This is a genomic window from Paenibacillus sp. FSL F4-0122, assembly GCF_038002845.1.
Taxonomy (GTDB): Bacteria; Bacillota; Bacilli; order Paenibacillales; family Paenibacillaceae; genus Paenibacillus_AQ; species Paenibacillus_AQ odorifer.
In genome coordinates this window covers 6,395,264-6,415,958 of the sequence record NZ_JBBODI010000001.1, presented here as the reverse complement: position 1 = coordinate 6,415,958, position 20,695 = coordinate 6,395,264, and the positions used below count along the sequence as shown (strand labels likewise).

At 43.4% G+C, this 20,695-nt stretch carries 20 protein-coding genes and 1 other annotated feature (1 of these 21 only partly in view); of the genes, 13 read left to right on the top strand and 7 right to left on the bottom strand.

The genetic code is table 11. The features are described from left to right. Nucleotides 1-17 precede the first annotated feature (17 nt). From MHH49_RS28185 to MHH49_RS28170, 4 genes are all read left to right on the top strand, one after another. On the top strand, nucleotides 18-1,088 hold the full coding sequence (locus MHH49_RS28185) for a Gfo/Idh/MocA family protein (RefSeq protein ID WP_038570443.1): 1,071 nt from the start codon (nucleotides 18-20) through the stop codon (nucleotides 1,086-1,088). A 34-nt stretch (nucleotides 1,089-1,122) separates the two neighbouring features. Beyond that, nucleotides 1,123-2,091: a sugar phosphate isomerase/epimerase family protein gene (locus MHH49_RS28180; protein WP_076101695.1), complete on the top strand. Its 969-nt coding sequence runs from the start codon at nucleotides 1,123-1,125 to the stop codon at nucleotides 2,089-2,091. Further along, nucleotides 2,079-3,068 (top strand): phosphotransferase family protein, encoded by a 990-nt coding sequence (locus tag MHH49_RS28175; RefSeq protein ID WP_249267716.1) that lies wholly within the window; start codon nucleotides 2,079-2,081, stop codon nucleotides 3,066-3,068. Before MHH49_RS28180 ends, MHH49_RS28175 begins: the two co-directional genes overlap by 13 nt. Nucleotides 3,069-3,140: 72 nt before the next feature. Continuing rightward, entirely contained in the window at nucleotides 3,141-3,398 is a 258-nt protein-coding gene (locus MHH49_RS28170) for a DUF2164 domain-containing protein (RefSeq protein ID WP_076101696.1), read from the top strand. Nucleotides 3,399-3,417: 19 nt separating this feature from the next. Here the strand turns inward: MHH49_RS28170 and fabV are convergent, their stop codons facing one another. Further along, on the bottom strand, nucleotides 3,418-4,608 hold the full coding sequence (gene fabV, locus MHH49_RS28165; protein WP_036686328.1) for an enoyl-ACP reductase FabV: 1,191 nt from the start codon (nucleotides 4,606-4,608) through the stop codon (nucleotides 3,418-3,420). 178 nt (nucleotides 4,609-4,786) lie between these two features. Here fabV and MHH49_RS28160 point away from each other — a divergent pair, with 178 nt between their 5' ends. From MHH49_RS28160 to MHH49_RS28145, 4 genes are all read left to right on the top strand, one after another. Next, nucleotides 4,787-5,749: a phosphotransferase family protein gene (locus MHH49_RS28160; RefSeq protein ID WP_052096993.1), complete on the top strand. Its 963-nt coding sequence runs from the start codon at nucleotides 4,787-4,789 to the stop codon at nucleotides 5,747-5,749. Between the two features lie 67 nt (nucleotides 5,750-5,816). Then, complete coding sequence (locus MHH49_RS28155; protein WP_076101698.1) at nucleotides 5,817-6,356, top strand: HXXEE domain-containing protein; 540 nt, start codon at nucleotides 5,817-5,819, stop codon at nucleotides 6,354-6,356. Between the two features lie 139 nt (nucleotides 6,357-6,495). Next, on the top strand, nucleotides 6,496-7,563 hold the full coding sequence (locus tag MHH49_RS28150) for an ABC transporter ATP-binding protein (protein WP_036686331.1): 1,068 nt from the start codon (nucleotides 6,496-6,498) through the stop codon (nucleotides 7,561-7,563). A gap of 183 nt (nucleotides 7,564-7,746) precedes the next feature. Beyond that, nucleotides 7,747-9,219, top strand: a complete 1,473-nt coding sequence (locus MHH49_RS28145) for a family 43 glycosylhydrolase (RefSeq protein ID WP_370510598.1) — start codon at nucleotides 7,747-7,749, stop codon at nucleotides 9,217-9,219. Nucleotides 9,220-9,303: 84 nt separating this feature from the next. Here the strand turns inward: MHH49_RS28145 and fabF are convergent, their stop codons facing one another. Further along, nucleotides 9,304-10,542 (bottom strand): beta-ketoacyl-ACP synthase II, encoded by a 1,239-nt coding sequence (gene fabF, locus MHH49_RS28140; protein WP_036686335.1) that lies wholly within the window; start codon nucleotides 10,540-10,542, stop codon nucleotides 9,304-9,306. A 127-nt stretch (nucleotides 10,543-10,669) separates the two neighbouring features. Between fabF and MHH49_RS28135 the strand changes: the two genes are divergently transcribed. After that, nucleotides 10,670-11,530, top strand: a complete 861-nt coding sequence (locus MHH49_RS28135; protein ID WP_076125982.1) for a helix-turn-helix transcriptional regulator — start codon at nucleotides 10,670-10,672, stop codon at nucleotides 11,528-11,530. A 60-nt stretch (nucleotides 11,531-11,590) separates the two neighbouring features. Here the strand turns inward: MHH49_RS28135 and MHH49_RS28130 are convergent, their stop codons facing one another. Together MHH49_RS28130 and MHH49_RS28125 are read right to left on the bottom strand one after the other, a co-directional pair. Next, entirely contained in the window at nucleotides 11,591-11,878 is a 288-nt protein-coding gene (locus tag MHH49_RS28130; RefSeq protein WP_036686338.1) for a hypothetical protein, read from the bottom strand. Between the two features lie 162 nt (nucleotides 11,879-12,040). Further along, on the bottom strand, nucleotides 12,041-13,186 hold the full coding sequence (locus MHH49_RS28125; protein WP_076179028.1) for an MFS transporter: 1,146 nt from the start codon (nucleotides 13,184-13,186) through the stop codon (nucleotides 12,041-12,043). Between the two features lie 191 nt (nucleotides 13,187-13,377). Between MHH49_RS28125 and MHH49_RS28120 the strand changes: the two genes are divergently transcribed. After that, entirely contained in the window at nucleotides 13,378-14,142 is a 765-nt protein-coding gene (locus MHH49_RS28120) for an exodeoxyribonuclease III (RefSeq protein WP_036686601.1), read from the top strand. A gap of 67 nt (nucleotides 14,143-14,209) precedes the next feature. On the opposite strand, the gene MHH49_RS28115 is transcribed toward MHH49_RS28120, so the two are convergent. Next, nucleotides 14,210-15,649 (bottom strand): serine hydrolase domain-containing protein, encoded by a 1,440-nt coding sequence (locus tag MHH49_RS28115; RefSeq protein ID WP_076101701.1) that lies wholly within the window; start codon nucleotides 15,647-15,649, stop codon nucleotides 14,210-14,212. An 87-nt stretch (nucleotides 15,650-15,736) separates the two neighbouring features. After that, nucleotides 15,737-16,873 (bottom strand): VanZ family protein, encoded by a 1,137-nt coding sequence (locus MHH49_RS28110; protein WP_076101703.1) that lies wholly within the window; start codon nucleotides 16,871-16,873, stop codon nucleotides 15,737-15,739. Between the two features lie 152 nt (nucleotides 16,874-17,025). Between MHH49_RS28110 and MHH49_RS28105 the strand changes: the two genes are divergently transcribed. From MHH49_RS28105 to MHH49_RS28095, 3 genes are all read left to right on the top strand, one after another. Continuing rightward, the gene (locus MHH49_RS28105) at nucleotides 17,026-17,373 is read left to right on the top strand and encodes a hypothetical protein (RefSeq protein WP_038570468.1); all 348 of its coding nucleotides are present in this window, start codon (nucleotides 17,026-17,028) and stop codon (nucleotides 17,371-17,373) included. A gap of 103 nt (nucleotides 17,374-17,476) precedes the next feature. Next, a complete protein-coding gene (locus MHH49_RS28100; protein WP_076101705.1) occupies nucleotides 17,477-17,935 on the top strand; it encodes a hypothetical protein in 459 nt (152 codons plus the stop codon). 104 nt (nucleotides 17,936-18,039) lie between these two features. Further along, complete coding sequence (locus tag MHH49_RS28095) at nucleotides 18,040-19,272, top strand: aminopeptidase (RefSeq protein WP_036686346.1); 1,233 nt, start codon at nucleotides 18,040-18,042, stop codon at nucleotides 19,270-19,272. A gap of 69 nt (nucleotides 19,273-19,341) precedes the next feature. Here the strand turns inward: MHH49_RS28095 and trpS are convergent, their stop codons facing one another. Continuing rightward, nucleotides 19,342-20,337: a tryptophan--tRNA ligase gene (trpS, locus tag MHH49_RS28090; protein ID WP_076275538.1), complete on the bottom strand. Its 996-nt coding sequence runs from the start codon at nucleotides 20,335-20,337 to the stop codon at nucleotides 19,342-19,344. 102 nt (nucleotides 20,338-20,439) lie between these two features. Further along, nucleotides 20,440-20,695: a binding site (T-box leader), on the bottom strand (it continues 27 nt past the right edge of the window).

Genomic DNA, 20,695 nt, shown 5'->3' with positions numbered 1-20,695 from the left:
AAGCAGGTGTGAAGTTCATGAGTTCAAACAGACATTCTGTAGTCATTGTTGGTTTTGGAGGAATGGGAAGTTATCACGCAGGATTGATAAAAGAGACCTCTACCTTAATCGTAGTTGGAACGTACGATGTGCTTGAAGCACGTCGTACCAATTCCAACGACGCTGGCTACAAGGCGTACCAAAGTTATGAAGAAGTATTGGCAGATTCTTCGGTCGAAATTATTCTAATTGCCACACCGAACGATGTGCACAAAGAAATTGCGATTCGTGCATTACAAGCTGGCAAACATGTCATTTGTGAGAAGCCAGTTACTCTATCGAAGGTTGAATTTCAAGAAATACTGGCAGCCGCTGATGAAGCTGGACGTGTGTTTATGGTGCATCAGAACAGACGTTGGGATGAAGATTTTTTAACCATCAAAAAAATGTACGATGAGGAGACGATTGGATCCCTATTCCAGATCGAATCCCGCGTGCATGGAGCGAACGGAATTCCTGGAGACTGGCGTCATGTTAAGGCACAAGGCGGAGGGATGCTGCTGGATTGGGGCGTTCACTTATTGGACCAGCTATTATTCATGATTGATAGCAAAATCACCAGTGTGAGCAGTAGTCTAAGCTTTATTTTAGGAAACGATGTCGATGACGGCTTTGAAGCTATTCTGCAATTTGAGAATGGAATTAAAGCGATCGTAGAGGTTGGGACGACTAACTTTATTACATTGCCAAGATGGTATGTGAAGGGTATCGAAGGCACTGGAATTATTGAAGACTGGTCATTAACCGGAAGATTGGTTACAAGAAATAACGCAGGTGAAAAAATCGAACCGAAGCCGATTCGTGCAGGTGTAGGACTAACTAAAACTATGGCACCTCCATCGGAGGGGGCAACGATCACTGAGGAATTACCTCAGCCGTCGGAGTTAAGCTCTAGCTTTTATGATAATTTCGCTGCTGTCATTGAGGGTACTGCAGAACCTATCGTTAAGAACGCTGAGGTTATGCGGGTACAGAATTTGATTGAAGTTATTTTTGAAGCTGCTGAGAGTAATCAAGTGGTGAAGAATTTTGATATCTACGGTAAATAATAAGTAAACTATTTCCAAGAGGAGGTGGCCTACAATGAAACTTGGAGTATTTATGGTCTTGTTTGGAGGTCGTAAGCTGGAGGATGCTCTTGATTATGTAGTATCCAAAGGGCTAAAGGCGGTAGAAATCGGTACGGGAGGCAATCCTGGCAACAGCCACTGCGACCCTAAAATGCTGCTGGAGAATGAAACAGCCTTACAAGAATTCAAACATGCTGTGGAATCTCGCGGACTTACAATCAGTGCTTTGAGCTGCCACGGTAACCCATTGCACCCGCAAAAAGAACTTGCTCAAAAGGATCATGAGGATTTCGTAAACTCGGTCAAATTGGCGCAGAAGCTAGGGGTTCCGGTTGTGAATACCTTCTCTGGATGTCCTGGAGATCATGAGGGTGCTAAATATCCGAACTGGCCTGTAGCTCCATGGCCAAATGATTATCAAGAAATTCTGGACTGGCAATGGGAGAACAAGGTTATTCCTTATTGGAAAGAATGGGGTGCCTTTGCCGCTCAGCACGATGTAAAGGTAGGTCTTGAGCTGCATGGCGGATTCTCTGTACACACACCAGGTACTTTGCTGCGGCTGAGAGAAGCAGCAGGTGAAGTGATCGGTGCGAACCTTGATCCGAGTCACATGTGGTGGCAAGGAATTGATCCTGTGCAAGCGATTCATATTTTGGGACGCCAAGGTGCAATCCATCACTTCCATGCGAAGGATACCGTTATTGATCCTGTGAATGTCAACATGCACGGATTAACTGATATGCAGTCGTATACCAAGATGCTTGACCGTGCTTGGCAGTTCCGTTCTGTCGGTTTTGGACATGATCTTAAGACTTGGGCTGACATTATTAGTGCACTTCGTTTGGTTGGGTATGACTATGTGGTTAGTATCGAGCATGAAGATGGGCTGATGTCTATTGAAGAAGGTTTCTCCAAAGCTGTAAGTAACCTTCAACAAGTATTGATTGAGGAGCCACTGACAGAAATGTGGTGGGTTTAAACGAAATGGAGAGCTTCACGAAAGTTAAATTAAATGATGAACAGCTGGATATTTTGGTGAAAGCGGTTTTCGGTTCAGAAACTGCAGTTAACCTTAGTTCAGAACTTACCGGAGGCTTTTTTAATACAGCCTATGATTTGGAACTTAGCACTGGGAAATCTGTCATTCTAAAGGTTGCCCCTGCTGTAGAGACAGATACGTTAAGTTACGAGAAGAACATTATGCGAACTGAAGTGGAAGCTCTCCGAATGGTTGCAGATAAGGGTGTCGTGCCCGTGCCTGCCGTCTACCATTATGATGAAAGTCTGCTGCTCATTCCTATTCCGTATTTCTTTATGGAGAAGGTGGAGGGCCAGCCCTACAGTGATGTGAAGGAGAGTCTTTCACTTCCGGAGAGAGAGGCTATCGAAACTGAGCTGGGGCGTTACAATTGCATAATCAATGAGATACGCGGAGAACGTTTTGGCATTTTTGGAACGGATTCAGAGGAGCCAAGAGCCTCGTGGAGAGAGACCTTTTCATGCCTGATGGAAAGTGTACTTGCTGATGCCAAGAGGCTGAATGCACAGCTCCCTGCGTCCTATGAAGAGATTATGCAGGAGGTTTCCAAGTATCTCCCTGCATTAGATGCTGTAACCGAGCCACGACTGGTGCATTGGGATTTATGGAATGGGAATGTATTTGTGAAGGATGGAGTCATCGTATCGCTGATTGACTGGGAGAGAGCCCTGTGGGGCGATGTGCTGATGGAGTATTATTTTAGGCATTTTGAGAATTCTGCCAGTTTCTATAAGGGGTACGGAACAACCTACGACAGTCCAAACGAGATTCAGCGGAAGAAGCTTTATGATCTTTATCTTGATCTTATTCTTGCTATTGAATGTTATTCACGCAAATATGCAGACGAAGGTTATGTCCGTTGGACGCACGATAACTTGACTGAGGGTTGGAACCGTTTCAAAGGCAGCAGTGAATGAAGGTTATAGGTGTAAAAAATGACGTGCGAAAGCACGTCATTTTCCTGTATCTAATTAGATTGGAGGATTACCATGCAGCCGTTAAAAATACCGAGAGAACATAAGCTTCAGATTACAGCCAGTATTCAAGAATATTTTGATACAGAGCTGTCTAACGAAATTGGTCAATTAGCCAGCGAGAACCTTCTCGATTTTATGCTCAAAGAACTTTCGCCTTATATTTACAATCAAGCGTTGGCAGATGCACGAAAAATGATTGAGCAAAAGATGATATCTCTGGAAGAGGAAATGTATGCTCTCGAACAACCCTTATCCTCAGGCAGAAGATAATCCAAAAACACGATAAATTTTAACGCAGATTTATAACAGTTACGTCTGGATCAGTATCAGCTTCGTAATCTACACCTTCAGTCTCGAAGCCAAATAGCTGGAAGAATTCCTGTTTATAGCTATGCAGATCCGTTAGGTCGTAGATATTGTCTGAAGTAAGCTGGTCCCAGATTTCGATAACTTCTTGCTGGACTGCCGGAGACAATTCCCAATCATCTATACGGATACGACCTTCTTCATCCACAGGAGTTCCTTTCGCTGCATAGAGATGTTCAGCAAACAACCGATAGGTCTGCTCAATACAACCTTCATGAAGACTGTGCTCTTTCATGACTTTGTAAAGGGCGGAAATATAGAGGGGCACTACAGGAATCGCCGAGCTGGACTGTGTGACAAGACCTTTTGTGACCGCTACATAAGCTCTACCGTGAGTAACAGATAACGCTTCGTTAAGTGTTCTCGCCGTAGCTTCAAGATGGTCTTTAGCAAGTCCAATGGTTCCCTGGCGATATACCGCTTGAGTAAGCTCTGATCCGATATACGAATAAGCAATAGTGGTTGCGTGATCTGCTAATACTCCGGCTTGCTGGAGTGCTTCTATCCATAGCTGCCAATCATCACCGCCCATCACCCGTACGGTATCATGAACTTCCTTATCGGTCGCGGGTTCAATGGAGATTTGACTTACCTCACCGGTGTGAAAATTTACAGTTTTGTTGGTAAAGGTGTCGCCAATAGGTTTGAGAACAGAGTTATATACTTCACCTGTCTCCGGATCTGTACGGCGCCCAGAAGCAACACTGTAGATGACCAAATCGACTTGTCCTAATTCGCTGCGGATCAGCTGGATAGTTTTTTCTTTGGTCTCTTTGGAGTATGCATCTCCGGTAACGCTGTAGGATTGCAGGCCAGCAGACTCCGCAAGTTGTTCGAAGGCTGCAGAATTGTACCACCCAGCAGAGGCTGTACGGGTTCCATTGCTGCTGCTCGGCCGATATACGCCTACTGTGCTGGCTCCAGCCCCAAAGGCGGCTGTAATCCGTGAGGCGAGGCCGTAGCCTGTGGATGCGCCAATGACTAGCACCTTCTGTGGTCCTTTGATCTCGGGTTGTGCCTTAATATACTCAATTTGCCGCTCGACTTGACGAGCGCAGCCTTGCGGATGTGCGGTTGTACATATAAAGCCACGTGTTCTAGGTTTTATGATCATAATAATAGTTTCCTCTCTTTCATGAAAAGCAGCTAATGATACGTGTTATTTCTAATTTTAACAATTTTCATTCCAATGGAGAAGGATTGTTTATATTTCTTGTATCTAATACAATAAATCCTGGGCTTTTAAAAGGTTGGATTTTTGCATTTACTTAACTCTGTATGGTGGTGAAGTCTTGGAAAGTCAGACTAAAACAAAATTGACGGTTGAGCAGCAGGACATCCTGGTGGGTGCTGCTTTTGGAAGCCATGTGAAAATCATTCAAAGTACGGAATTGACGGGAGGTTATTTCAACGCAGCTTATGACCTCCTATTGTCAGATGGCAGGGCTACGATTCTTAAGATATCGCCATCTGATGAGACAGACACGCTAAGTTACGAGCACGATATCATGGCTACAGAGGTTGCGGCAATGCAGCTAATGAAGTCTAAAGGAACGGTACCTGTGCCTGAGGTATACGCTTATGATAACAGCAGAAATTTAATATCGAGTGACTTTTTTTTCATGGAGAAAATAATCGGCCAGCCCTATAATGAAATTAAGGAAGAGCTTAGTCCGCAGCAAAGAAGTTGTATTGAGGAAGAATTAGGTCGTTATAGCCGGATTATTAATGAAATTCAAGGGGATCATTTTGGATTATTTAATGTATCCTCGAAGATAAAGGGGACTTCTTGGCGGGAAACCTTTCAAAATTTAATTGGCAACCTCCTTGATGATGCTCGGCGATTAGATGCAAAGATGCCCATTCCTTTAGAAACGATTGAGGCGGAGATCAACAGCCGTATACATGTGATGGATGTGGTGACTGAGCCACGTTTAGTTCACTGGGATCTATGGGATGGGAATGTGTTTGTACGAGAGGGAAGCATTGTTGCTTTAATCGATTGGGAACGGGCGTTATGGGGCGATCACCTTATGGAATATTATTTTCGCTATATTGAGAATTCTGAGTATTTCTGTAGAGGTTATGGGGACAGCTTTGATAGCCCTAATGAATGTGCACGCAAAAAGCTCTACGACTTATATATCGATTTAATTTATTTCATTGAGTGTTATTCGCGTAAATACGATAGCCAAGGCCATTTCCAGTGGGCACATGATAATCTGCTGGAAGGTTGGGACCGTTTCATGGGTTAGGACATTTTCAGCAAGATCACAACATAAGAAGGTAAGGAGGCTGAGTAGGAGAAGGGAGAGGATTCACATGCTTGAGTGGCTAAGTGTACATATAGATATCGTAAGTTTGCTGTGGCTGTTGCCGATCCTATTTATGTTTCATGATTTTGAAGAAATATTAACGATTGAAGCATGGGGTGCAAAGTATAGAACCAAGTTAGAGGCTGCAATTCCTTCGTTTATGCGCAAGACATATCATTCGATGTTACAAATGACTACACGTAATTTTGCAATGGACGTATTATTCGTGTATATTTTTATAGTGACGGTAACTTGTATTGCAGTTTTCTTTTCTAATTATTTATTGTACCTGGCAGTGCTTGCGGTATTTTTCTTACATGTATTTACTCATCTAGGACAGACGATATATTTAAAGGTATATGCACCAGGGGTAGTTACAGCAGTACTAGTAGTTCTTCCCTATTCTCTTTATGCGTATTATCGACTATTGAATGACAACTTGGTATCCCTTGGAGATATCGGATGGTCTCTACTGTTAGTTCTTTTGCTGCTTCCGCCAATATTGTGGTTGTTAGTGAAGAATAGAGCTCGCATTAATCAGAACTAGTACATAAGGCTGCTGCTGGCCATATCTTTTTCAGAAAAATCTTGACTAGAACCCTTAGAACTAGATAAAATAATACTTATTGCTTACAACTTGGTGAGAATCATTATCATAATTGACGAGGAAATGAGAGGGTGACAAGATGGAGCGCCTTTTAGAGGTAAAAGATCTAGCGATATCATTCAAAACACACGGTGGAGAAGTACAAGCGATCCGTGGTGTTAGCTTCCATGTAGATAAAGGTGAAACTCTAGCGATTGTTGGGGAATCCGGTTCCGGTAAAAGTGTAACTTCACAAGCGGTAATGAAGCTAGTTCCAACGCCGCCAGGAGAATATAAACGTGGACAAATTTTATTTGATGGACAAGATTTGATCGGTAAGACTGAAAAGCAAATGCAGAAGATTCGTGGTAAAGAGATCGGTATGATTTTTCAGGATCCGATGACTTCCTTGAACCCGATGATGAAGGTCGGCAGACAAATAACTGAAGTACTGCACAAACATGAGAAAATCTCCAAAGAAGCTGCAAATAAACGTGGGATTGAGCTGCTTACGCTAGTAGGTATTCCTTCACCAGAGCGCCGCTTCAATCAATATCCACATGAGTTCAGTGGCGGTATGCGTCAACGTGTCGTTATCGCAATGGCACTTGCAGCAAACCCAAAGCTTCTGATTGCGGATGAGCCAACTACAGCGCTCGACGTAACCATTCAGGCACAGATTCTTGACCTGATGAAGGAATTACAGAAGAAGATTGATACGGCGATTATTTTTATCACCCATGATCTTGGTGTTGTAGCAAGAATGGCGGATCGTGTAGCGGTAATGTATGCCGGACAAATTGTTGAAATGGGAACTGCAGAAGAGATCTTCTACGATCCAAGACATCCTTACACTTGGGGATTACTTGCATCCATGCCAAGTCTTGAGAGCAAAGGTTCTTTGCTTACCGCGATTCCTGGTACACCTCCAGATTTGATCAAACCGCCTAAGGGTGATGCCTTCGCACTTCGCAGCACCTATGCTATGCAAATCGATATGGAGAAAGAGCCTCCAATGTATAAGGTTTCGGATACCCATATGGTGAAATCTTGGCTAATGCATCCGATGGCTCCTAAGGTGGAACCACCAACAGTTGTTAAGAATAGACAACGTGTGCTTAAGAACGCTTATCCAGAGCCTGTTTTAGTGCAAGAAGGCGCTAAGTAAGCAACTTGTTTTAACTAAATAATAAGAGGAAACGTTAGGCCATTTAGTTGGCTTAGCGTTTTTTTTATTTTCTAAAATGTTCACTATTATTTAAATAAGTATGAATTAATACGAACTTAATTAAATAAAAGGGTTGACTATTTATCGTTTTCATCTCAAAATGAAAAGGCATACATAGGGGGTATAACGATGAAGAAGATAATTATTACTACTTTACTTAGTGTTTCATTATTAGCTGTAACCGCATGCAACAACGACACGGCTAACTCTGGCAACACAAACAGCGGACCTGAGCCTGTTCAGCCTGTCTTTAAAAATGTTTCTGTACATGATCCATCCATTATTTTGGCTGATAATAAGTACTATGTGTTTGGCTCTCATTTGGCTTCTGCTAAATCCGACGACCTGATGTCCTGGACTCAATTGTCCTCTGGAGTTGTTGATGGAAACGTACTCATCCCGAATGTCAAAGAGGAATTAAAAGAGGCCTTAACCTGGGGAAAGACGGACACCTTATGGGCTCCGGATGTCATTCAATTGGCGGATGGCAAATATTATATGTATTACAACGCTTGTAAAGGCGATTCCCCATTATCAGCACTCGGTATAGCCGTGTCAGACCATATTGAAGGACCTTATAAGAACAAAGGGATCTTTCTGAAGTCCGGTATGGTGGGCGCAGGGGATGACGGAGAAACTTATGATGCCACACAAAAGCCGAATGTTGTAGATCCGGATGTGTTCTTTGATAAAGAAGGCAGATTGTGGATGGTGTATGGTTCTTATTCTGGTGGTATTTTTATTATGGAACTGGATACAAGCACAGGATTCCCACTGCCAGACCAAGGTTATGGCAAAAAGCTTCTAGGCGCAAATCATGCGCGGATAGAAGCTCCCTATATGCTGTACAGTCCTGAGACGGATTACTACTATCTGTTCTTATCCTACGGAGGTCTGGCTGCAGATGGTGGATATAACATCCGTGTAGCTCGCTCGAAGACACCTGATGGACCTTTTGAAGATTCTGAGGGCCAGGATATGATCCATTCACAGGGCACAGCTGGCGTATTGTTTGATGATCCTGCTTATGCTCCTTACGGAGTTAAACTCATGGGGAATTTCGAATTCCTGAATAATGACGATGAGCTCCCAGTAAGTGGGGAAGGATATGTATCACCAGGACATAACTCCGCATTTTACGATGAAGAGACTGGCAAGTATTATTTGATCTTCCATACACGGTTCCCGAATCGTGGTGAAAAGCATGAGGTTAGAGTACATCAAATGTTCATGAACGCTGATGGCTGGCCGGTGGTCGCACCACACCGTTATGGCGGCGAGACCATTGATAAATATACGAAAGAGCAAATCGCAGGCGAATACAAATATGTAAATCATAATAAAGAGATTACGGCTGATATCGTGCAATCAGAGCTAATTCAATTGACGAAGAGTGGTAAAATCAAAGGCGCGGTTAAGGGCAAGTGGAAGCTTATCGACGATCATACTGCAGAGTTAACGATAGGTGGTTCTAATTATAAGGGTGTGTTCCTGAAAGAGTGGAATGAAGCTACAGCCAGTAATGTTATGACGTTCACCGCGGTTTCTAATGAAGGGATCTCTATCTGGGGAAGTCATGTATCACCTTCGGAATAAGATAGTTTAAAAGGATTAACAGCAGAAGGGGTTTCAACTAGTCATGTGTAATGGCTAAGTTGAAACCCCTTTTATAATGTAAGATTAGTCTACGAACTTTCGGATCACAATAACAGCATTATGGCCGCCGAAGCCAAATGAATTGGAGATGCCTATTTCGAGATTAGCTTTTCGTGCATTGTTAGGTACGTAATCCAAATCACAGATGGAATCAGGCGTGTCCTGATTGATGGTAGGAGGAATGATTCCTTCTTGGATACTCTTAACTAACGCAATGGCTTCTAAGCCGCCAGCGGCCCCCAAAGCATGTCCAGTCATGGACTTATTAGCGGTTACGGGGATGTGGTACGCATGCTCGCCAAATAATTTTTTAATCGCTAGTGTTTCAGAGTGGTCTCCTACTACTGTACTTGTCGCGTGCGCGCTGATTACATCTACATTGTGGGGTTGGAGATTAGCTTCATTTAGCGCTAACTTCATAGCTTGATAGGCACCAATTCCTTCTGGATGAGTGGCAACCATATGATAAGCATCAGAGCTAGCACCATACCCGATCACTTCGCCGTGAATCTTGGCGTTTCTACGCTGAGCATGGGAGAGTGACTCTAGAATGACTATGCCGCCGCCTTCACCGATTACAAAGCCATCCCGTTCTCCATCGAAAGGACGACTCGCTTTCGTAGGCTCCTCATTTCGTGTAGATAAAGAGGTGGCATTCCCAAAGCTGGCCAGCGAGATGCCAGTAATAGCAGCTTCAGAACCCCCGGCTATAACGATGTCCGCACCGCCATAACGAATTAAACGGAAAGCCTCGCCAATCGCAGTATTGCCAATAGAACAAGCTGTTACTGGAGACATGGTCGGGCCGAGAGCTCCAAATTTAATGCTGATCATTGCCGCAGCCATATTGGAGATCATCATGGGAATTAAGGTAGGGCTAACTCGATCAGGACCACGATCCTTCAGGACCGTACCTTGATCCATCAAGGTCTGAATTCCTCCAACGCCAGATCCTACATAAACGCCAAGTCTCTCCTTGTCAATCTTATCAAGCTGGAGACCAGAATGTTTCCAAGCCTCTTCAGTAGCTGCGAGGGCAAACTGACTGAATCTGTCCATTCGGCGTGCCTCTTTACGGCCAAATCTGCCCTCGGCATCGAAATCACGTACTTCGCCAGCAATCCTCGTCTTAAAACCTGTTGTATCAAATGAAGTGATCGGGGATATACCCGACTCACCAGAAATTAGCCGATCCCAAAATTGCCCGATTGTATTCCCAAGTGGTGAGATTAAGCCCATGCCTGTAATCACTACGCGTTCCATAATGAACCTCCTCAGCTAGTGTATACTAGTATTTTTTCATTTTATTTATCCTATTACAAGTTATCGTTTATCCTAGTATAATTTGTACTATACTAAAGGAACAGGAATCCCAAAGTGGAGGTAGCTTATGGCTAATCAAACAAGATTACAAGCATTATCCGATTTTTTGAAAGCACGTCGTGCGGCAATTTCACCAAGCTCTGTAGGCTTGCCGGAAGGCACACGCAGAAGAACGCCAGGACTCCGCAGGGAAGAGGTTGCACAGCTTGCAGGGGTAAGCAGCACCTGGTATACGTGGCTTGAACAAGGCAGAGATATAAAAGTCTCGTCATCTGTTTTGGACTGTATTGCCACTGCACTTAGGCTGACTAAAGATGAGCGGAAGTATCTTTTTGCACTGGCTTTAGAAACTGGAACTGGAACCACACCCTACCCGCAAGATGAATCTTCTGTAATTAGTCCTTCGCTGCAGAAAATTTTACAGGAACTCAAATATTGTCCTACGATAATTTCTGATAGACGTTGCGGGATCGTCGGTTGGAATGAAGCTGCCGCGCATGTTTTTCTTGATTTCTCAAAGCTGCCCATCGAAGAGCGGAATATGATCCGATTGTTATTTGTTCGTAAGGAGTTCAGACGCTTAGCGGTGAATTGGGAACAGTTCGTCAGCGGTTATCTTTCTATCTTCAGAGCGTATTACGGACAGTATGTAGAGGATCATTGGTATGATGAATTTATAGAGGAATTGAAAGAATTGCATCCGGCTTTTAATGAGATGTGGGAGCAAAGTCGGGTTAGTTCGGCCCCGGATGTGTTACTAGAATTCAGACATGCCAAGGCGGGGAAAATGTTATTTCATCTTACCTCTTTGCAGGTTCATGGCAGTGCCGATTTACGATGCAGCATCTATACTCCTGCGGGAGATTCGAATACTGAAACCAAGCTAAAGCAGCTTATGGAGCAGCATACAATAGAAGGATTAAGCTAGATTCACATAGAGAAGCATCCCTAGCTGAACTTCCAGCTAGAGATGCTTAATACTACACTATTAGAAATCTGATGTTGAAATTTCAATAGTTCCGAATGTGGTGCCAGCAGGAGTGCTTAAGAGTGCAGCTACCAAAAGGGCATGAACTGCAAGCGTAAGGCTATTGAACGCTGGAATCGTGTATGTGATAACTGGAGCATTCACACGAGTGATTACTAAATCTACTGGGAAGTTGGAGTTATTGTTCACAGTAACAGCAGCGTTAATACCACCTGCAAGGTTTTCATAATAAGATTTACCAATGACAGGGGCTAAATTGAAATATTGAATCGGTAATACGATGGCCATAGTAACGACCTCCTTTTCGTTTGATAGGATATTCTATGTTGAAAATCTATTAATGCTAGAGCGAATGCCATGGTGAATTAGCACTTTTTGATAGAAAAAACCGGGGATGTCCTATAGCCATTTAGAAAGTGGCTGGGACAACCCCGGTTTATTTTGGTACACTTAATTCGTTTTTTTTCGATAAATCAGATACAGTATCAATCCGAACAGCATGCCGACAAACGACATCGCGGAGATCGTTAAGTAAAGAGCTTTACCCCCAAAGGCATCATATAATGCCCCGCCAGCATAAGAAGCCAGGATACCTGATACACCGAAGAACAACAGTGCAAGTACGGTCTGGCCTGTAGCACGCCATTCCTCGGGTACAATACTGTACAGGTATTGAATAGCAGCCGAGTAGAACACAGGGAAGGTAAGAATTTGTAGAATCTGCAAATAGGCTAATAAGTGTGGATCAGTGATCCAAGCTGAAATAAAGAAACGAAGGAAATAGAAGCCTCCGGAAATCGATATGATAATCAGTTCTTTTCCTTTACGCAACCACCAGAAGCTTAATGCAAAGACAATGATTTCACTTATTGCCGCGAGGAAAAACGATTGGCCTACCAATTGAGGACTGCCACCAAGCTCACGAATATAAACTCCAATAAATGTATCGTTCATTCGTGCGGGTACAGAGCTAATAAATATGAGCACCAGAAACATCAATGTCTTTTTGTTGCCAAAAAAGTGCTTGAGACTATCCAGCGTGACCGGTTTACCTGTGACGGGGGCATCTGGCATGTTCCAGCTTACTATAAAGCTTATAAGGCAAATGGCAACAAACAGAAGAGCTATACCATGAGAGCCGAAAAAGCCGAGCACATAGCCAGTAATCAAAGCCATTACACCATAACCTAGCGCACCATATGTACGGATAGAACCATAGCTAATTCCAGCCGCCTCAGAGACTCGGAAATTCAAGCTTTCTGTCAGCGGATCAATGGGCATCAAGAAGAAATACAGCAGCATAGCAAAAAGAATGAGAACAGCATAACTGCTGGAATCGAACAAAAAGTATCCGGTCACCGCTGAGCATAACAGCAGAGCTAACAGCACTTTGCGGATGGTTTTTGTTTTATCACTAATCATCCCCCATAAAGGTTGAGCAATGATGGTAACAAAACCACCAGTTCCAATAATGAAGCCGATTTGCGATGGGCTTAGACCTTGTTCACTTAGATAGACTGGCAGAAAGGGAATAAACATGGCCAGCAGAGCAAAATACAAAAAGTTAAACCCTCGTAAAAGATTTGGTGCATTCATAAGTTTTTTTACCTCACGTGTTAGAAAATTTGTATAGAGTCAATTTTGCTATTGTATCATGGATAGTAAATGATTAGGATATAAATCTATTCGCGGAATTGCTCAAGATGACCCTAATCCTCTATAAATTTCTGGTCGTTATATGATAAACTGGTTACTATCAAAGCAAAATGCAAGGAGAAACGTTAATGATAAAGTTGGTATCATGGAATGTGAATGGCCTTCGGGCCTGTGTGAAAAAAGGGTTTGATGAATATTTTAAGGAAGTAGAAGCAGATATTTTCTGTGTTCAGGAGACAAAGCTGCAAGAAGGGCAGATTGTTCTGGAACAGGGTGAAGAATACAATCAATATTGGAATTATGCAGTGAAAAAAGGGTATTCAGGCACAGCTATATTCACCAAAATCAAGCCGATCTCTGCGAGATACGGAATGGAAGAGGATGAAGAAGCGGAAGGCCGGATTATTACGCTGGAGTTCGAACATTTTTATCTAGTGAATGTGTATACACCAAATGCCAAACGAGATCTGGCTAGATTGGATTACAGAATGGAATGGGAGGACCGCTTCCGCAATTACCTTCTGGAACTGGACAAGCTAAAACCAGTCGTTGTATGCGGCGATATGAACGTAGCCCATCAGGATATTGATATCAAAAATGCTAAAGCTAACCGCGGAAACTCTGGCTTTACCGATGAAGAAAGAGGAAAAATGAGTACGCTGCTGGAGTCCGGCTTCATAGATACCTTTAGATATTTTCATCCAGAGCTTGAAGGCGTTTATTCATGGTGGTCTTATATGCCGAAGGTGAGAGAACGGAATGTAGGCTGGCGGATTGATTATTTCCTAGCTTCTTCTAGACTTGCACCTAATCTGCTGGATGCCCAAATTGATTGTCACATTATGGGGAGCGATCATTGCCCGGTCATCCTCAAGCTTGCTGATTTCACAGACTAGGATCGAATATTTAAAAGGCCGCTAAGTCTCTTTAAAGGACGAAGCGGCCTTTTTTATTCATTAAGAATTATAGTCTGCCAATGATCTCAGGGAATTCAGTCGGTCCCATATTCACATTAAACTTTTGTTTAAGAATTAGCTGCTTCTCTAGTAAGATTATTTCAAGAGTTATGCAAAAAGGCATTTCAATAAACAATAAAGTGAGCTGTAGCTGATCATCAGCAACCCAAGTAAAGCTGGACATGATTCGGTTCAAGGAAGCATCAATGACCTGTGCGAAGCTTTCGAGCCATTCCCCTCGACCAAGACAGATCGCAGAATCCTCTCCAGTCTTAAATTGTAAAGTAACTGCAGCTTCGTTGTTATTGAAAGAGATAGAGAAGGTGTCCAAGGCAAATTGGTTGTCATCGAGCTTATAGGTTAAGCTGTTTATTCGATCTTCTTGTGATGAAGATGGCTGCAGTTGTGGCGGTTGGATAGATAAATATTTTAATTGTTCAACCAAGTGGGCAGAAGCAGCAGGCTCTAATGGCAAGGGTGCTTGCTCCATCGCGGGAAGCAGATGTTCCCACACAGCATTCAACATTCCTTGTATACTGTCTGATGCAGCAGTAGTAATAATTACGGCATCTTGCTCCGGAAGCACGACACAGAGTTGACCGAAGGCGCCATCTGCCCGGTAGGCACCGTGCTGGCATTGCCAGAACTGATACCCATATCCCATTGCCCAGTCATGATCGCCTTCGCCATTGGAAATATGTTTGGAAGTAGCCTCATTAATCCACTTTTCAGGCAGAACCCGTTGATTATTCCAGATTCCTTTTTGTAAGTATAGCTGGCCGAATTTAGCGATATCCTCGGTTGTAATGTTTAAGCCAAATCCCCCTGTGTTAATTCCGCGTGGACAAGACTCCCACGTTGCGCCGTGAATGCCCAGAGGAACGAAGAGGCGTGGTTCTAAATATTCTAGCAGTGTTTGGCCAGTAACCCGTTGAAGGATCGCGGCCAGCATGTAAGTAGCACCGGTATTATATAGGAAATGTGTACCTGGTTGTTTCTCGACCGGGACGGAGAAGAAAGCCTTCACCCAATTCCCGTCTGCACTTTTGCGAAGTGTGTCCATAGTATCCACGACATGTCCGGTACCCATCATCAATAGATGTCTGATTGTCATATTGGTTAGATTGTCTGTGATTGGATCAGGAGCATCTTCAGGGAAAAAGGATAGGACAGAATCATCGAGGGTGACGAGTTTCTCTGTAACAGCAAACCCGATTGCGGTTGAGGTGAAACTTTTGCTAAGTGAAAATAACATATGCGGAAGATCGGACCTGTAAGGGGCCCACCAGCCTTCAGAGACCACATAACCATGTCGAAGTAGCATAAAGCTGTGCAGGCCTAAATTTTGTTCCTCTACTGCACTAATAAAGCTGGATATTGCGGTTGATGAAATGCCCTGTTCTTCTGGAAGACTTCTAGATAACCGCAAGCTGCTTGTAGTTTCCATACGCTCATCTCCTAAATTTTGAGAATGCTCACCTCCTAATTCTATAATAATTTCCAATGTTAAAATACCCTTTAAAAAATAACTAGTTTAGCTTTCTACAGGGCTGTTGCGGGATACATCAGATTGGAGCCGTTTCTCTGGCCAAGAAATAACATGAGAAGTTTGACTTAGTTTCTCATATATTAGCTGAGTTTCTTTTTTGAATATACTAATGACTAAATGAATAAAGAAAGCCAAGTCTATCAATAGAACAAACAGATGAATAAGCATATTCCATACGGAGGAAAGATGCCCTAGAAGGGCGGAATCAAGCAAAAGAGAGTGAATCCCAAGCAGCAACCAATATAGCAGGCCATATCTGAGCATCAGAGCCCAGAAAAAAGCATGATTCCCGCTGCTCTTCACCCGAATCCGCACCATCCATTTCCCTAAGGTCCGTCCGCCCGTGAGAGCCGGAACAAGCATGAAGTAAATACCAGTTACAATCCAGAAGGCAGCTTTTATATCGAATCCGAAGAGTACCCCAAACCCGATGCTCCACACCATACTATCGATTAGAAAAGCTATTCCTCTGCGGGTATAGGAGACTCTTTTGGCAGAGCGGTCAATGTTTGTATCCAGTTGTTCTATACGTGGCAATAGCCCGGAGATCCAAATGGAAATTCGAAATCCAAAAATCCCTCCGATTGTGTTGGTAATGAGATCATCGACATCAAAAAGACGGTAAGGATGATCGAAGAAACCGTAAATCCCTGTAATCTGCGTGATCTCAAAGGACAGGGAAAAGGCAAAGGATAGTAGAATGCACACGACCCAGCGTGTACGAAAATAATAGCCCAGAAACATTCCAAACGGTACGGTTAATGCAACGTTAAAAATGACCTGTAAAAATGCAGGCTCACGCAGTAATGACCAGTAGGTCGAGATTTGATCAGGGATGATCGTCGATCCATCCACAATATCCTGAATAAATTGAAGGGGAATGAATTGGACGATACTCCCAGAAGGTGCAGCATTGTGCCGGGAGGATGGAAAAGGAAGCAAGACTAGAAAATAAGCGTTCATCAGATAGAGCAGCAGCAGATATAGGATTAAAGCTCTAAGCTTATGTATATAGCCATGTCTGCGGTATTGTACGATAAGAAAAGGAAGTGTGAAGAACAGCGCTGCTATTGGAAACATCATGAACGCATACGAAATTGGAAAAAAGTACGAATGAAACATAAGTCACCTGCCGTGGAATTGTTTTTATAAGAAATTTGACTCTACTTGGAAATTAGCTATCCCCGGCTCATTATAAGTTTTTATGATAGGGAACTCAACTAATTTATCGAACGTTTTCGGCATACATATGTCTATGAAGGAGCGTGAAGTGGATGGAGAAAAAGGTTCAGCAGTATTATCGGCTCAAGCAAAAGCAAAAAGATATTGAAAAAGAATTGGCCGAGCTTCGTCAGGATATTTTAAATTATTGTAGTGAGCAGGAAACCACCGAGACTGAAATTGGCAGCTATAAAGTGAAGCTGGTCGTGCAAAACCGCAAAGAATATGATGATGCAAAGTTATATGAGACCTTATCGGACCCTGAAGTGTGGCGTTTGCTCTCCAAATCAGATCCGGCAAAGGTGGCAAGCTTGACCAAGTTGAATGTAATTTCAGAGGATAAAATCATGCATACTTATGCTTTGAAGACCGTAACACTGCTACAGGTGGATAAAAAATAGTGATTCAAGTGAGCGGTTCCTTGTGGGAGCCGCTTTATTTGGCTGATAACTGTCCAGATTAAGGAAATATGTTACAGTATTAGGGTAGAAGGGAGGCTGAATAGTGAAAAAAATAATCATCGGAGGCGTCATGGGCTTAACGATTTTACTTTTTTTCTTCTTTATTTTGCAGCATAATAATCAATCACTTGAGGTGAAACCGGAAGTTCTGTTCCCAACAGCGGAATACAGGGTGACTGATAGTAGTGCTCCAGGATTACCTATGCTTATAACTGCTGAAGGGGCGAATGTTATTAAGATACAGGTTACGTCCGGCAATTTATTGTTATGGAACCCCCCTGACTACAAGGTGCATAACAAAGGTCTTGAGCTGAAAATCAAATCTGGAGATCAAATTTATTGGAGTCCAATGGATGGAAATAATAAACAAATAGATGAGCCTCAGGATACCAAGATCATAGTGATTGCTTACCATAATGATAAGCAGATCGGAATGTCCAACGTAGAGATTCATAAGAATGATCTAGGTGTCTATACAGGGGAAATACCTGAAGTGAAGTAACTGAGAATCTAAATCGAATCGCAACTATCCTCGTTTTGCGTTAAAATAAGAAGTGAAGCTGACCGAGTGCTTATAGCAACCCTAGAGATGGAGGAAGAGAATTCATGAAAGATTTTGAAGTAATGCTGGAGAAATACGCGAACCTAGTTGTAAAAGTAGGAGTAAATGTACAGCCTGGACAAGTCCTTATGGTACATGCACCGATAGAAACCGCAGAACTTACTCGCTTGATTGTAGCGAAAGCCTATGAAGCGGGAGCTAAATATGTAATTGTTGACTGGGACGATGAAGCAACTACACGGATCCGTTATGAAAAAGCCCCAGAGGATTCTTTCGATTACTATCCACAGTGGCAGGCTGAGATGATGGAGAAATTCGCGGAAGAAAATGGTGCCATCTTACATATTAAAGTACCTGATCCGGAACTGTTTAATGGCATTGATTCTTCTAAGGTATCTAGAGCAGTCAAAGCAGCAGCTATTGCTCGCAAGAACTACTCCAAATATACTCGGAACAGCAAAATCAGCTGGTCTCTGGTCAAAGCGCCAACACGTGCTTGGGCGAACAAGGTTTTTGCCGATCTTCCTGAAGAAGAGCGGGTAGAGGCGATGTGGGAAGCTGTATTCCAGATGAATCGTGTGGGCAGCGATGATCCGGTAGCTGCTTGGAGAGAGCATATTGGTCAGTTGAAAGAAAGTCAGGATAGAATGAACGCTAAACGTTATAAAAGCCTGCATTACCGTGCTCCGGGAACGGATCTGCATGTAGAGCTTCCGGAAGGCCATTTATGGCGCGGGGGTGGCGGTGAGAATGATAAAGGTGTTTATTTTGTTGCTAATATGCCAACGGAAGAGATTTATTCCATGCCCCATCGTACTGGAGTGAATGGCACAGTTAGAAGCACGCTCCCTCTTAATTTGAATGGACGTTTAGTTGAAGGACTTTCATTCACTTTTGAAAAGGGGAAAGTCGTAGCTTATGAAGCTGAATCCGGACGCGAGCATTTAACCTCACTGCTGGCAACGGATGAAGGTGCATCTTATCTAGGAGAAGTAGCCTTAGTGCAGCATGATTCTCCAATCTCTCGCTTGAACCGCATTTTTTACAATACAGGGATTGATGAGAATGCCTCCTGCCATTTCGCGCTAGGAAGTGCTTATCCTGTAAATATTGAAGGCGGCACAAAGCTTACGAACGAAGAGCTTGTGGCTAGAGGAGCTAATGTCAGCTTAACTCATGTCGATTTTATGATCGGTTCAGCAGAGCTGGATATTGACGGAGAGCTGGCGGACGGCACGATTGAACCCGTATTCCGTAAGGGAAATTGGGTGTTGTAAGGAGAAGAAAAAAGCCGGATCTCTTCCAATGAGCTTCCGGCTTTTTTTGAGTACCTATAAATATCATTTTTAGATTGAAAAATAGTTAAGACTCATAGCCTCACGTACTTCGGCCATTGTTTCCTGAGCAATGCTGCGGGCATGCTGTGTTCCAGAGATTAAGATTTCCTGCACAAGCTTGGGCTTAGTAGCATAATAGGAACGTCGCTCTCGCATCGGTTCTATAAGCTGATCTAGAGCTGTCGAAATCAACTGTTTGCAAGCAGAACAACCCATGGTACCCCGCTCACAGCCTTCACGAATTTCGGTTACCCCCGCTGAGCGAAAAGCACCATGATAAGCAAAAATAGGACAGATATCTGGATGTCCAGGATCATTTTTATGCACACGCGCAGGATCGGTTGTGGCTTTTCTTATCTTGAAGGTGATTTCTTCCTTAGTGGAGTCCAGCTCGATGGCATTGCCAAGGCTTTTACTCATTTTAGCGTTGCCATCCGTACCCACAAGTCTCGGCGTCTCACTGATCAGCGCTTTGGGTTCCACCAGTATCGGGCTGTACAGCTCGTTGAATCTGCGGACGATTTTGCGGGTTAATTCCAGATGGGGGAGCTGGTCTTCTCCTACAGGAATGATCGTTGCTTTACAAAAAGTTATGTCAGCAGTCTGACTAACTGGATAACCTAGAAAACCGTAATACAATTCATCTAAGCTGGAATTTTTTGATTCGGCTTTAATCGTGGGATTATGCCGTAAAGAATTCACAGTAACAAACATAGAGAACAAGAGGGTCAGCTCTGCGATTTCAGGGATCATCGATTGAATAAATATAGTTGTTTTCTCCGGATTTATACCCGCAGATAAATAGTCCAGTGTGATCTCATGCAGATGTTGACCCAGCAGCTGCGGACGATCAAAATGGGTCGTTAGGGCTTGAATATCCGCTAAAAACACAAAAGTTTCATATTGCTCCTGAAGGGCTACTCGGGTCTGCAAGCTGCCGGCGTAATGGCCAAGGTGAAGCTTTCCAGTCACTCGATCTCCAGTTAAGACACGTTCGTTCATCATATAAATTCCTCCTGATATTTAGCATTTGGTTACACTCGAGTCGCCACCACCAGCCATCATCCATGGCCATCACCTCCTTTAAATGACAAAAAAACCTCATCCAATAAGGACGAAGTTGTCGTGGTACCACCTTAAATGATCGTGTCACCTTACGATTCTTGGCTTTCGATCTTCTCTTACCTGTACGGAGAGGTTGAATTAATTCTCGATACAGGTCCCTTGATAACGGCGGGAACCCCGGTTTTCCCTACTGCATCCATTAAGATAGTTCGGAAAAACAACTATAAAGGCCATTCGAGCATACGCTGGTCACCGGTTCGCACCTACCACCGGCTCTCTGAAGACCATGTTCGTCTGT